This window comes from Streptomyces altiplanensis, from assembly GCF_053591575.1.
The window spans coordinates 1-12,419 of the sequence record NZ_JBSFUB010000150.1; the positions used below are offsets into that span (position 1 = coordinate 1).

Sequence of the window (12,419 nt, forward strand, 5' to 3'; positions counted from 1 at the left end):
CGCTGTCCGCCGAGCCCTTCCCCTTCTCCCAGTTCAGCGCCGACGCCACCGCGCTCTACCGGTACCGGGCGGAGCAGGCATGAGCAGCGAGACCACGACTCCGGAGGCGGCGGCGCCAACCGGCGGAACGCAGCCGGAGAGCGCGAGCGGTACGGACACGGACATGACCTCCGACGCCGCTGCCGTGCCCGGTGACCTGGCGATGACCCGCGTCCTGTGGCCCTTCATGCTGGCCTCCGCCGTCGGCCTGGTGCCCTTCACCATCTACAGCACCTTCCTCGTCCCCATGGCCGAAGTCTCCGGCGGCGGCATCGCGGCGCTGGGGCAGCTGCGCGGGCTCGGCGGCCTGGCCGCCCTCGCGGTGGGGACCGCCCTCGCGCCGCTGATCGACCGCGTACGCCGGGAGTGGGCCGCCGCGGGCGGTCTCGCGGTGCTGGCGGTCTCGGCGGCGCTCGGTGCGAGCGGCGAGTTCCTGCTGCTGGCGGCGTTCTGCCTGCTGGTCGGCGCCGGCACGGCCGTACTCAACCCGGCGCTGACCGCTGCCGCGGCGGACCGGTTCGACAACGACGCCGCGGCGGGCCGCGCCGCGACCCTCATCACCGCCACCCAGTCGCTGACCGCGCTGCTCGCCGCGCCGCTCGTGGCCCTGCCGGCCCTGGTATGGGGCTGGCGGGGCGACCTGTGGGCCATCGCCGCGATCTGCGCCGTCCTCGCCCTGTACTTCCTCCTGCGCGGCCGCCGGAAGACCGGGACGGAGGCCGCCGAGAAGACGGAGCGGCCCGGCTACCTGGAGTCCTTCCGGCTTCTCGGTGCCCTGCCGGGCGTGGTACCGCTCATCCTGGTCGCCATGCTGCGAACGGCCGCTTTCATGGGCTACCTCGCCTATCTCGCCGCCTTCTACGACGAGCGGTTCGCACTCGCCCCTGAACCGTTCGCGATCGTGTGGACGCTCAGCGGCACCGCCTTCTTCCTCGGCAACCTGTTCGCCGGACGGCTGCTCAGCTCCGACCGGGCGACGATCCGGGCGGAACGCCTGATGACGTTCGGGCTGATCGTGGCACTGGCCGCACTCGTCGGTGTCTTCTTCTCCCACACCCTGTGGCTGGCCCTGCCCCTCACGGCTCTGGTCGGCGCCGGTCACGCGACGGTCGCGGCCTGTGTCACCACCTTGCTGGTACGGCGCTGCGGCTCCCTGCGCGGCACGGCGCTGAGCGTCAACGCCGCCGGGATGAGCTTCGGCGTCTTCCTCGGCGCCGGACTGGGCGGTGTGGGCCTGGCCCTCGGCGGCTTCGCTGGCACGGCGGCGGTCCTCGGCGGGCTGACCCTCGTGGCCCTCGTCCTCGGCCGCCTCGCGGCCCGCTCCCCGGCACCGGCCGGGGAATGAACGGAAGCCCACCGCGAGCCGAGGGCCCGGCACGCGGTGGGCTCCACCGAACCGGAAAAGCTTTCAGCAGGGGGTCGGCCATGACCGTCACACCACCGGAGACGAACCGGCGCGCGTCCCGCCAGCGCGCCGCCGTGGAGAAGGCGCTGGCCGATCACGCCGAGTTCGTCTCGGCACAGGAGCTCCACGGGACGATGAGCGAGTCGGGCGTCCGCGTCGGTCTCACCACCGTGTACCGCGCACTCCAGGTCCTGGAGCAGTCCGGTGCCGCCGACGTCGTCCGCGACGAGGTCGGCGAGCGGCTCTACCGGTACCGCCGCCCCGAGGCCGGCCACTGCCACTACCTGCTGTGCCGCCGCTGTCGCCGCCACGAGCCGCTCGACACGGATGCCGTCGAGGAGTGGGTCGCGGCCGTCGTACGGTCGTCGGGCTTCGCGGCCGTCGAACACACCCTGGAGCTCACCGGGGTCTGCGCCGGCTGCCGAGCGACGGGGGCGCGGCACAGCGGAGTTGCTCCCCCTCATGGGGCGACACCGAAGCGTGCGGGGGACGCGTAGCCTCGAACGCATGCACATTGTTGCGGTTCTCGCACTCGACGGGGTGTCGGCCCTCGATCTCGCCATCCCCTGCCAGGTGTTCGCGCTCGTCACCGGTCCCGACGGATCGCCCTCCTACGAGGTCCGTGTGTGCGTCGACCGCGACACCGTGGCAACGGCCGGGCCCACGGCACCGTTCCGGGTCTCCTCCTCGTACGGATGGGACGAGGTGCCGGCCGCAGACACGGTCGTCGTGCCCGGCATCCCCGCGGACGGCACGCCCGATCCCCGGGCGGTACGACTGCTGCGGGAGGCGGCGGACGGCGGAGCCCGTATCGCCTCCATCTGCACCGGGGCCTTCGCCCTCGCGCACGCCGGACTCCTGGAGGGGCGCAGGGCGACCACGCACTGGCGGTTCGCCGACGCCCTGGCCGAGCGGTTCCCCGGGACCAGCGTCGACCCGTCCGTGCTCTACGTCGACGAGGGGACGGTGCTCACGTCGGCCGGCATCGCCGCGGGACTGGACCTGTGCCTCCACATGGTCCGCCGCGACCACGGCGCGGCGGCCGCGGCGGCGGCCGCGCGGATGCTGGTGATGCCCCCCCAACGCACGGGCGGGCAGGCGCAATTCATCGAGTACCGCACACCCGGGACGGATTCCTCCGATCTCGGCGAGACCCTTCAGTGGATGCGCGGCAAGCTCGGCGAACCGCTCTCCCTGGCCGACATCGCCGCGCACGCGATGATGAGCAGGCGCAGCCTGGCCCGCCACTTCCGCGCCCAGACCGGTACGACGCCGCTGCGCTGGCTGCTCGCCCAGCGCGTCCAGCGCGCCAGGGAACTCCTGGAGACGACGGGGCTCCCCCTGACACGTGTCGCGGAGGCGACCGGCTTCGGGTCGGTCGAGACCCTCCGCCACCATTTCACCCGCCAGGTCGGGACGACTCCGTCCGCATACCGGGCCGCCTTCCACCACTGACGGCACCGGGCCATTGGCTCTGTCCCTGGCCGTATCTTGCGCACCATGGGCACGCGCGCCGGTGTCGCCGGCCCGCGCCCGCCGGGAGACTGAACGTGTTCTCGCGTCCCGGTGCGAGCCGGGAGCCCACCACGTTCCCCCGTCACGGAGGCCTTTCATGCCTTCCCTGTCCGTACGTCCCCGCCGCACGCGGCCCCTGCGCGTCCACACCGTGCTCTACGACGGCGTGGAAGAACAGGACTTCGCCGGTCATATCGAGGTGTTCGGCATCGTCGGCGAGGAACACCTCGCGCAGTCGTTCGTCACCGTGGACGGAACCCGCCGGGTGACGACCTCCGCCGGCATGGAGATCGTCTGCCGGAACGTCTGGGCGCCGCGCTCCGCCGACGTGATCATCGTCCCCGGCGGAGGCTACGGCGAGGGCTCCGGCCTCCAGCGGGAGATCCGGCGCGGCACCCTGCCCCGGGCGCTCGCGGCCGCCCGGCGGGACGGTCTGGTCATGGGCGCGGTATGCACGGGCACCCTGCTGCTGTCCGCCGCCGGCCTGACGGCCGGACGCCGCTGCACGACGCACCACATCGCCCGGGAGGACCTTCGGGCCCAAGGCGGTCACGTGGTCGGCGGCCGGGTCGTCGACGACGGCGACCTCGTCACCTGCGGAGGGGTCACCCCGGGCCTCGACCTGGGGATCTGGCTGATCGAGCGGTTCTTCGGACCCGACACGGCCCTGTTCGCCGAGGAAGTCCTCGAGTACCAGCGCCGGGGCATCGTGAACACCGCCTGACCTGTGCCGCGTCCCATCACCCCCTCGCCCCCCGTTTCCCTCCACCGGTACGCACCGCACTCGACACGAACGGCTTGCCCATGACCACCTACGGCATCCTCCTCTTCGACACCGTCGAGGAACTCGACTTCGCCGGCCCCTGGGAGGTCCTCACCACCTCCGCCGCCCTGCGGGAAGGGGCGGACCGCGCCCTGCTCCTCGCCGAACACCCCGGTCCCGTCCACTGCGCCAAGGGGATGCGCGTCCTGCCGGACCACACCCTGGACGACCACCCCCCGCTCGACGTGCTGCTGGTCCCCGGAGGATCCGGCGCCCGCGAGACCGAACCGCACAACCCGCGCGTCACCACATGGATCAGCACCCAGGCCGCGCGAGCCGAATGGGTCGTCGGCGTCTGCACCGGCGTCTTCCTCCTGCACGCCGCCGGCCCGGCGCGCGGCCGCCGGGTCGCCACCCACTGGCAGTACGAGGAGGCGCTGAGGGCGCGCGGCGACGTCACCGTCGTGTCCGACGCCCGGTACGTCGTGGACGACCGGCTGCTGACCAGTCAGGGCGTGTCCGCCGGCATCGACAGCGCGCTGTGGCTCGTGGGGCGCCTGCACGGCCGCGAGCACGCCCGGGCGGTGCGCCGGGAGATCCAGTACGACCCCGCCCCGCCCTACCTCGCCGACGAACCGCTCGCCGGTTGACCACTTCGATCGACCGTCGACCACCTGCCCAGGAGCTTCACGTGAACCGACGCACCCTGCTGCGCACCGCGACCGCCCTCTCCGCCGCGGGCCTCGCCACCGGCGTCCCCACCGCCACCGCCGCCACCGCGACCGGAACCGCCGCGTCGTCCGGATCCGGCCGCCGCGCCCCCTTGCGCGCCCAGGTCGTCCTGTTCGAAGGCGTCGAGGAACTCGACCTCGCCGCGCCCTACGAAGTGCTCTCGGCCTCCGACCACTTCACCGAACGCGACGTCCAGGTGCACTACGTCGCCCTCGACGGTCCCAGGACCGTCACCGCCGCCTTCGGCACCAGGCTCCGCGCCGACCACCGCTGGGCCCCCGAGGAGGCAGACCTCCTCGTCGTGCCCGGCGGCGGCTACGCCCGCCGCGAGGACCCGGGGGTCTGGGCCGAGATCCGCCGGGGCGCCCTGCCCCGGGCCCTGGCAGCCGCCCGCCTTCAGGGACTGACCATCGCCGGTCTGTGCACCGGCGTGATGCTCCTCTCTGCCGCCGGTCTCACCCGTGGCCGCCCCTGCACCACCCACCACCGGGCGCAGCCCGACCTCGTCGAGCAGGGCGGCGTGCTGAAGAAGGCACGGGTCGTCGACGACGGCGACCTGGTCACCGCCGGCGGCGTCACCTCCGGCCTGGACCTCGCCCTGTGGCTGGTCCACCGCGAACTGGGCGTCGACGCCGCGCTCGGCCTGGAGGCCATGCTGGAGTACGAGACCCGCGGCACCGTCTGGACCTCCTAGCGCGGTGTCACGGAGATGTGCATGAGCACGCGACATGCCCTCGGCCCTACTGATCTTTTCGTTAGTTCTGTGGGCTTGGTGGGTGGATGGTGAGTCCGGTGTGGGTGAGGAAGAACCAGGGCAGTTGCGGGTTGTGATTGATGCGGTGGATGCCTTGTTCGGTGGCGTCGGCGACATCGGCGAGGTGGTCGCCGGCGAGGTTGGCGAGTTCGCGTTTCTTGAGCGAGGACCACAGCAGTTCCACCGGGTTCAATTCGGGCGCGTAGGCGGGTAATCGCTCCAGGGTCAGCCAGTCCTGCTCGGCGCCCCAGGCCCGCATCGCCCGGCTCCAGTGGGCGGACAGCCCGTCCCACACCAGCACCACCCGCTCGCCGCGGTAGAACGCCTTGAGCTGTTCCAGGACCTCGATGAGGCCGGCAGTGTCGTAGCTGCCGGGCTTGATATGGAAACACAACCGAGGCCCGCGCTCGGGGTCGGCAGCGTGGTAGCCGAGGGCCGCGGCCATCGAGGCGCGTTTCCAGTTCAGCCGGTGCCGCAGGAGAGGTGTGTGGCCGCGGGGTGCGTAGGTGCGGCGGACCTGCGGTAGCAAAGAGACGCCTGATTCGTCGAGGAAGACGACTCAGGCACGTGTGTTCACCGCCCCTTTTTGATGCGCGGCCACTCGTGCGCGATCCAGCGGGCGATCTCCGATTCGTCCCGCTCGACCGCCCGTCGTTCGGGCCGCTGCAGACTCCACCCGAGCCGGCCGGTCAGCAACCGCCACACCGACGCCGCGACAAAACCACTCCGGTCACCCGCTCGACGACCAGACCGACTCGCTCCAATGTCCACAGATCAGCCTCGAAGCCCTGGGCTTGGGCGCCTTGCTCCAGTGCGGTCCGCACCTGCTCGACCTGGATGTCGTCCAGCTTGGGCGGACGACCGGTGGCCGGACGCCGACGCAAAGCATCGGCGCCGCCCTCCTCCCAGACCCGTTTCCACCGCCGGACACTCTCCTCGCTGGCTCCCAGCATCCGCGCGATCTCGGCACCCGAACGTCCCTGATCGAACAACTCGGCCGCCCGCACACGCCGCGCCTCGGCCAACTGCGGCCGCGGCAACGGAGGAAGGGCGGCGCCGGCTGCGGGGGGCGAAGGTCGATAAGCCACCCCGACAGCCTCCCACCCACACCGTCACCACACCCACCGAACTTACGGAAAGATCAGTAGCATCGCCCGCAGCCGCACAGGGCCTTCCGCCGGCGCGAATTCCTCGACCGTCATGCGCACTCCTCAGCCGCTGGCCCACGGGCGACGACGACGCCGGCCGCCCCCACCCCGGTCGGCCAGGGAACCTTCGACATCCTGGGACAGTTGGCGACCGGCCTCACGCAGGCCAGCCGATGAGCTCCCCCGCGCGCAGGACGCGCAGGCGGCCGACCACGGCCAGGCGTTCGCCGGCGCGGCGGCGTACCCGCAGGCCGGGCAAGCGGCGCCAGCGTGCGGACGACCGTCTGATCGCTTGTGGCCGCCGTGAACTGGCTGCTCGCCCATTGGTGGATCCTGATCATCTTCGCCGCGCTCGCGGTGCTGGCGGGCGGCGGCTGGCTCTACCAGCAGCAGAAAGCGCGGTGGGAAGCGGTCCGCGCGCAGGGTCTGCGCTACGGGCTGTCGCAGCTGGAGGCCTTGCACCACTCGGGGTTCGAGGACGTGGTGCGGGAGCTGATGCGCCGCGACGGCTGCCCGAACGCAATCCGTGTCGGGGGCGGTGGGGACCTGAGGGCGGACGTGAAGGCCACCGACCCCTACGGGCGCCGCTGGGTGATCCAGTGCAAACACCGCCCAACGGCTCCTCTGGTTCCCCGGTGGGCACACCGGACCTGCAGGTCCTCAACGGCACCGCCCGCCAGGTCCACGGCGCCGACATCGCGGTGATCGTGACCAACGGCCGGGTCACCGCACCCGCCGTCGCCTTCGCCAAGCAGCAGCGCCTGCATGTGGTCGACCACCACACCCTTGCCGTGTGGGCCTCCGGCTCACGCCCGGTGTGGGAACTCCTGCGGGCTGTCCCGTCACCTCGCAAGACGACCGCCTGCTCCTGACAAGTGGCTACCAGCCACACCGCTGGGCCATGGAGATCATGGCAGCGGCCGGCTGACAGGTGGTCACATGGCTTGGCGGCCGACAGTGACGCAGAAGGCATGGCACACCGCCATCACGATCTCCAGGACGTGCTGACCGATCCGGCCCGGGTCGGTGGCCAGCACCGACGGCAGCGTGCTGCTGCTGTCCCACACCGTGACGTGGACCGCGCCCTCACAGGCCTCGAGATCCAGCAGGCACGGGCCGGACGCGTACTTGCGGGCGTTGGTCACCAGCTCGCTCGCCACCAGCTGCACCATGGTCATCGCCCGAGCCGAGACCGGCACGTCATGCACCGCCTGCAGTGACGTGAGGAAGTCGCGGGCCACGGCCCGGGCTTCGGCGATCTCGGCACTGCCCTCGGGGACGGTTGGCTGCCAGGCCAAGTACCTCTGCCTCTCACGAACAAAAATCTGTGCTCGTCGGAGTAGACATTGGGTGGTGGTGTGGTTATGGTTTCTCTCGTACCGCAGAGAGAACGCAGGGCCTGGCAGAGATGAACTGCCGGGCAGCAGGACCGCAGTTGTAGTTCGCAGGGCGGTGCGGTGGTGGAGTTTCGGAGCCAGGGTGGTTGCAGGACGGCGACGGGACTGACGACCGGACCGGGTGGCCCGCGGTGATCAGGGGCCGCCGTGAGCAGTACCGCAGTTCACGCGGTGTCAGTACCCGCAAGTGCAGTTCGCAGTACCCAGCAGTGAATCAGTGAGCGGTACCTCGGTGAAGGCGTCGGCTGCGGGCGCGCGCACCGGGAGGTTCGGCAGTGGGGTTCCAAGCCGGAGCAGACGCAAGACGGGCAACGGGGCTGGCTGTCGAAAGGGTGGCGCTGTGACAGGCCACTGAGCAGGTCGCATCACCAGCAGTACGCTGTAGAGCAGTAGGCAGTACCCGTTTGGCAAGTAGTTGATCCCAGAGGGAAGAACGGAGGAACGAGGCGCCATCAGGATCGCCCGGACGCGCGTCTTGAGTCCGGGTACCGCAGGACATCCGATAGTGAGGTGGTCTCCGGTCAAGCAACCGCGATCCCCGCACCCCCGACAGCAATCAGGTCGGGCACGCGGACACAAGAGGCCGGCGCAGTAACCAGGGCCGGCAGATGGTGTAGCAGTTCCTTCGGGGCCCTGGTGCCAATGGCACCAGGGCCCCTCCAGCATGTTCCACAGGAAGGTGCGATGACCGCAGACGACCCCTACAGCCGTCTCGACGACGATGACTACCCCGCCTACACCACGGGCCGAGCGGCCGACATGATCGGCACCACCCCGAACTTCCTGCGCGCCCTCGGCGACGCCCGCCTGATCACCCCGCTCCGCTCCGCCGGCGGACACCGCCGCTACTCCCGCTACCAGCTGCGTACCGCCGCACGCGTCCGGGAACTCGTCGACCAGGGCACCCCCATCGACGCCGCCTGCCGCATCGTCATCCTCGAAGACCAGCTCGAAGAAGCCCAGCGCATCAACACCGGACACCGACACACCGCCGAAGTGGCGAATCCGACGGCCGCGGCCTGAGACGACCGGGTCAGTCCTTCGTTGCTGACGCCCGCACCCTCTGCCCGGGACGCACAGCGTTCCGGGCATCGCAGGTCAGGTCCCGGGCCGCCCCGCACCTTCTCCTCAACCGTTAACGGCCGGTGCAGACATGATCGGTGTTTGAAAACCTCCGCGCGGTGCAGACGATCGTTAACACCGGCTTTATTCACCGAGGTAGGAGACGCATCATGGGCATTGTGGCTTGGATCCTCATTGGTCTGCTCGCGGGCTTCATCGCCAAGGCGCTGATGCCGGGCAAGGACCCGGGCGGCGTCATCATCACCATGCTCATCGGTATCGCGGGCGGCCTGCTCGGCGGCTTCCTCGGCAAGGTCATCTTCGGAGTCGACTCCATCGACGGCTTCTTCGACCTCTCCACCTGGATCGCTGCCATCATCGGCTCGGTCATCTTCCTCGCCGTCTACCGACTGATCACCGGCAACAAGCGACACCACAGCCACGCCTGACACAATCTCACCCCGAACGGAAAACGGCTCCCCCTCTGCCGAGGGCGGAGCCGTTCCGCTGCTGTGCGGCAAACCCTTTGAGGTCGTTTTCTCTCGGTGTTTGATCCCTGGATCGGCCGGTTGGTGTGTGGTGTCGGGTCGCGCCAGTGGATGGTGTTCTCGCTGATGAGGCGTCGTGCCATGAGGTCGGTCATGGCGAGGCGGATCATGACTTCGGAGCACCAAGGCTGCCCGCCGCACGGCGGGCAGCCAGGGGCCTGTGGGCCGGGGAATCCGTGCCTGTCGGTCAGGTGTGCCAGGTCTGCTTGAAGCCGGGCTCGTCCTCGGCCTCCGTTTCCTACGCGGCACGGTACAGAACGTCGCGGTCAGGAGGAGCTCGGGTCAGCGGACCCCGGTGACCCGGTGCTCCTTGCGCGCGCCACAGTTGGAGTTGTAGACCTGCACGTGCACGTTGCTGATGCCCCCGCCCCAGTCGACGCAGTGGCCCTTGCCGTACACGTAGGCCGGGCCCGCGTACGACGTGTACCGGCCGTAGTCCTCGCCCCGCGCCGAGGTCTCGTTGACTTCGATCCACAGGGCCATGTCCACGGCCGCACCCGGGTTCTTGCGGATGGTCGCGACGCAGTTCTTGCCGTTCGAGGCGTTGTACGTCAGGTAGACGGTGCCCAGCGAGCCGACGGCGGCCGAGTTCACGGTCTTGTAGGCGCTTCCGCAGACCTTCTGCGGCGTGGTGTTGGGCGCGGCGGTGGCGGGCGCCGCCAGCGCGGTCGTGGCTCCCAGGGCCAGGGCGGCGAATGCTGCGGTGGTAAGGACGGAACGGGTGAATCTCATGTTTCCCCCTGCTGGTCATTGGAGTTGGTCGCTCCTGCATGGTGTGACATGAAGGACGGCGGAACGGTTGCGCATCGTCCGCAAAAGATGTGACCGTGCCGCCTCACCATCCCGCCCGCCGGCCGACGGACGGCCTCCGACGGCCGCACGCGGGGAGCCGCACCCGCTCGGCGAGCGGCTCCTGCGACGGTGGCGTGCAGTCGCTTGTCCGCGACCGCCCTCGCCTCCGATACCTGCCGAGCCAGCACGCTTCCCCCCGGCAGCAGCACCCGGTGCCGGCGCAGCCAACCCACGTTCCGGGACTGAGCTGCGCGTTTGCCCAGCTCAGGATTCGTGCGGTGCTGGTCGCGGGTGCTTGCTGCCAGCGCCTGGTGCATGAAGTCGCTGACAGGCTTCGCCGGTGGGGGAGGTGGTGATCAGGGCCGTGAGGTCTCCGTGGAGCAGGTTCGAGTTCACGCGGCGGACTGTGCACACGTCGGCGGCTTACCGTCTCGGGCTGTTGCGGCGGCCCGCCTGGCGGGCGCTGCGGTAAAGACTTGGTGATGCCCTCCCGCCCGGCGGGAAGGACCCTGGATCGCGCTTTTTCACACGTCAGCGCCGGGGTTCCATGGCCCGATGATCAGCCAAACGAAGATCCGTCCGGGAGACGGGCGTTATCTCTTCCGCGGCGTGATGGTCGGCGACGCCACCGCGGGGCGGGCACGTCGCTGCGCGCCGCCCAGGACGAAGCCGGTGTCCCGCCCGGCGTGTGGAAGGGCCGGGGCCTGGCCACGGTTGGCCTGACGGCCGGGGAGGTGGTGACCGAGCGGCAGTCCGAGCTGCTCCTGGGGGAGGGCCGGCACCCAGGCGCCGACCGGATCGAGAGTGAGCTCCTGGCGCAGGGCAAGAGCCCGGCCCGCGCCCGGCCCGCGCCCGGCGGGCGACCGTGCTGGGCAGGTCCATCGAGCACAACCGCTCGCCCAAGACCGACAAGGCCAAGGAGCGCATTCCCTGGCTCGGCATGCACCTGGTGTTCCGGCCCCCGCCGACGGCACACATCGCGTGGGCGCTGATGGGTCACGAGATCCGCCTGGTGTTGGAGCTGTGCCAGGACATCGCCCGGGACAAGACGCTGGCGTGGCTGGAGGATGCGTTCGCGCAGATCCGCTGGAAGGGCGGCGGCAAGCATCGGGCCGGGATCCGGGACGGGCTGATCGTCACGGTCTTCCGGCATTACGAGTCCAGAGCCGCGGAATCCAAGCCCCTTCTCCATGATCATGCGATGGTCTCGATCCGCGCCCGGCGGCCGGACGCCAAGGGGACGTGGGGCAAGCCTGTCGGCGGATTCGATGCCGGCTCACCTCGTCGCGGCCGGCACCCTCTACACCCTGTACTTCATGGAGGAGGTGTCCGCCCGGCTCGGGTGGGCGTGGGAGCCGCGCGAGGTGACACCCGGCCCCCGGCCCGTCCTGGAGATCGTGGGCATCGACCAGCGGCTGATTGGCTGGCAGCCGACCCGTCGCCAGCAGATCGAGGACGCACTGCCCGTCCTCACCGCCCGGTACGAGGAGAAGCACGGGCACGCGCCGGGGGAGCGGGCCTCCTACGCGCTGGCCTGCCAGGCCGCCGACCGCACCCGCCCACCGAAGCGCACGGAGCTGCGGTCGCTGACCGAGCTGCGCAAGCGATGGCGGGACTCAGCGGTCCGGGCCTAGGGCGTTGACGTCGTCGACCAGCTGGTGGAGCGGGCGCGGGCGGCGGCCGCGGCGGTGTGGGCGCGGGTGCGGCCGGTGGTCGACATAGCGCTGGCGGCCGTCGACGTCGTCGCCGTGGTGTACGTGATGCGCGGCGCGTTCAAGAGCCACCATCTGCTCGCCGAAGCCCGCCGCTACCTCTCCTACGTCCTGCGCGGCCGGCCCCACCAGGCGGGCCTGGACGAACAGATCGTGCAGGCGGCCGTCGACGATTACACCCGCCCGGCCAGCCGACGGATGATGACCGCCGACCTGCGGGCGCTGTACCCGCGCGACTCCGAGGACCAGGCCGTGCTGCGCCCGCTGACTCGCAAGCGGGCCGCCGCCCCGTACGAGCGGGCCCGTCTCGCCGCCGGCGCCCTGGCCGCCCGGGTCCACGCGGCGCGTCGTGCGGAGCGACTGTGCTCTCGCACCCGACCGCGCCCTGTCGCCGTGCCCGCCGCCTCGAGGTCACACCCGCGGCCGTTCCGCACCGGCCCGAAGGACGGCCGCCTCCTAGGCACTGTTTCTCGGATCATGTTCGGAGCCAGATGATGAGGGCTGCGAGGGTGACGGTGCCGAGGTAGATGTAGGCGCGTTTCTCGTAGCGGG

The 12,419-nt window shown here is 70.8% G+C and carries 17 protein-coding genes and 1 pseudogene; 13 read left to right on the forward strand and 5 right to left on the reverse strand.

The features are described from left to right. Positions 1–79: 79 nt before the first annotated feature. From ACWD0Y_RS34200 to ACWD0Y_RS34225, 6 genes are all read left to right on the forward strand, one after another. The gene (locus tag ACWD0Y_RS34200; RefSeq protein WP_450264160.1) at positions 80–1,384 is read left to right on the forward strand and encodes an MFS transporter; all 1,305 of its coding nucleotides are present in this window, start codon (positions 80–82) and stop codon (positions 1,382–1,384) included. Positions 1,385–1,464: 80 nt separating this feature from the next. After that, entirely contained in the window at positions 1,465–1,941 is a 477-nt protein-coding gene (locus ACWD0Y_RS34205; protein WP_450264161.1) for a Fur family transcriptional regulator, read from the forward strand. 10 nt (positions 1,942–1,951) lie between these two features. Further along, a complete protein-coding gene (locus ACWD0Y_RS34210) occupies positions 1,952–2,899 on the forward strand; it encodes a GlxA family transcriptional regulator (protein ID WP_450264162.1) in 948 nt (315 codons plus the stop codon). A 157-nt stretch (positions 2,900–3,056) separates the two neighbouring features. Then, positions 3,057–3,683: a DJ-1/PfpI family protein gene (locus ACWD0Y_RS34215; RefSeq protein ID WP_450264163.1), complete on the forward strand. Its 627-nt coding sequence runs from the start codon at positions 3,057–3,059 to the stop codon at positions 3,681–3,683. A gap of 80 nt (positions 3,684–3,763) precedes the next feature. Beyond that, on the forward strand, positions 3,764–4,372 hold the full coding sequence (locus ACWD0Y_RS34220) for a DJ-1/PfpI family protein (RefSeq protein ID WP_450264164.1): 609 nt from the start codon (positions 3,764–3,766) through the stop codon (positions 4,370–4,372). Between the two features lie 41 nt (positions 4,373–4,413). Further along, complete coding sequence (locus tag ACWD0Y_RS34225) at positions 4,414–5,148, forward strand: DJ-1/PfpI family protein (protein WP_450264165.1); 735 nt, start codon at positions 4,414–4,416, stop codon at positions 5,146–5,148. A 61-nt stretch (positions 5,149–5,209) separates the two neighbouring features. Here the strand turns inward: ACWD0Y_RS34225 and ACWD0Y_RS34230 are convergent, their stop codons facing one another. From ACWD0Y_RS34230 to ACWD0Y_RS34240, 3 genes are read right to left on the reverse strand one after another with little or no spacing between them, the layout of a single operon-like run. After that, a complete protein-coding gene (locus ACWD0Y_RS34230; protein WP_450264166.1) occupies positions 5,210–5,737 on the reverse strand; it encodes a transposase in 528 nt (175 codons plus the stop codon). Between the two features lie 44 nt (positions 5,738–5,781). Further along, positions 5,782–5,979, reverse strand: coding sequence for a winged helix-turn-helix domain-containing protein (locus tag ACWD0Y_RS34235; RefSeq protein WP_450264167.1), 198 nt, complete (start codon positions 5,977–5,979; stop codon positions 5,782–5,784). After that, on the reverse strand, positions 5,898–6,215 hold the full coding sequence (locus ACWD0Y_RS34240) for a helix-turn-helix domain-containing protein (protein WP_450264168.1): 318 nt from the start codon (positions 6,213–6,215) through the stop codon (positions 5,898–5,900). Before ACWD0Y_RS34240 ends, ACWD0Y_RS34235 begins: the two co-directional genes overlap by 82 nt. Positions 6,216–6,851: 636 nt before the next feature. On the opposite strand from ACWD0Y_RS34240, the gene ACWD0Y_RS34245 reads away from it, so the two are divergent. Together ACWD0Y_RS34245 and ACWD0Y_RS34250 are read left to right on the forward strand one after the other, a co-directional pair. Next, positions 6,852–7,061: a hypothetical protein gene (locus tag ACWD0Y_RS34245; RefSeq protein WP_450264176.1), complete on the forward strand. Its 210-nt coding sequence runs from the start codon at positions 6,852–6,854 to the stop codon at positions 7,059–7,061. Further along, a complete protein-coding gene (locus ACWD0Y_RS34250; protein ID WP_450264169.1) occupies positions 6,992–7,228 on the forward strand; it encodes a restriction endonuclease in 237 nt (78 codons plus the stop codon). The genes ACWD0Y_RS34245 and ACWD0Y_RS34250 overlap by 70 nt, the downstream gene beginning before the upstream one ends. A gap of 63 nt (positions 7,229–7,291) precedes the next feature. Here the strand turns inward: ACWD0Y_RS34250 and ACWD0Y_RS34255 are convergent, their stop codons facing one another. Next, positions 7,292–7,654 (reverse strand): ATP-binding protein, encoded by a 363-nt coding sequence (locus ACWD0Y_RS34255; protein WP_450264170.1) that lies wholly within the window; start codon positions 7,652–7,654, stop codon positions 7,292–7,294. Between the two features lie 783 nt (positions 7,655–8,437). Here ACWD0Y_RS34255 and ACWD0Y_RS34260 point away from each other — a divergent pair. Both ACWD0Y_RS34260 and ACWD0Y_RS34265 read left to right on the forward strand, forming a co-directional pair. Further along, on the forward strand, positions 8,438–8,776 hold the full coding sequence (locus ACWD0Y_RS34260) for a helix-turn-helix domain-containing protein (RefSeq protein ID WP_450264171.1): 339 nt from the start codon (positions 8,438–8,440) through the stop codon (positions 8,774–8,776). A gap of 209 nt (positions 8,777–8,985) precedes the next feature. Next, positions 8,986–9,264 carry a GlsB/YeaQ/YmgE family stress response membrane protein gene (locus ACWD0Y_RS34265; RefSeq protein ID WP_450264172.1) on the forward strand — a complete coding sequence of 93 codons (279 nt, stop codon included), beginning with the start codon at positions 8,986–8,988 and terminating at the stop codon, positions 9,262–9,264. Positions 9,265–9,645: 381 nt separating this feature from the next. On the opposite strand, the gene ACWD0Y_RS34270 is transcribed toward ACWD0Y_RS34265, so the two are convergent. Next, positions 9,646–10,095, reverse strand: coding sequence for a spore-associated protein (locus ACWD0Y_RS34270; RefSeq protein WP_450264173.1), 450 nt, complete (start codon positions 10,093–10,095; stop codon positions 9,646–9,648). Positions 10,096–11,095: 1,000 nt separating this feature from the next. Here ACWD0Y_RS34270 and ACWD0Y_RS34275 point away from each other — a divergent pair. From ACWD0Y_RS34275 to ACWD0Y_RS34285, 3 genes and pseudogenes are all read left to right on the forward strand, one after another. Beyond that, a pseudogene (locus ACWD0Y_RS34275) lies at positions 11,096–11,326 on the forward strand (relaxase domain-containing protein); the annotation flags it as partial. 97 nt (positions 11,327–11,423) lie between these two features. Beyond that, complete coding sequence (locus ACWD0Y_RS34280; protein WP_450264174.1) at positions 11,424–11,789, forward strand: relaxase domain-containing protein; 366 nt, start codon at positions 11,424–11,426, stop codon at positions 11,787–11,789. A 24-nt stretch (positions 11,790–11,813) separates the two neighbouring features. Beyond that, positions 11,814–12,362, forward strand: coding sequence for a hypothetical protein (locus ACWD0Y_RS34285; RefSeq protein WP_450264175.1), 549 nt, complete (start codon positions 11,814–11,816; stop codon positions 12,360–12,362). Positions 12,363–12,419: the final 57 nt, after the last annotated feature.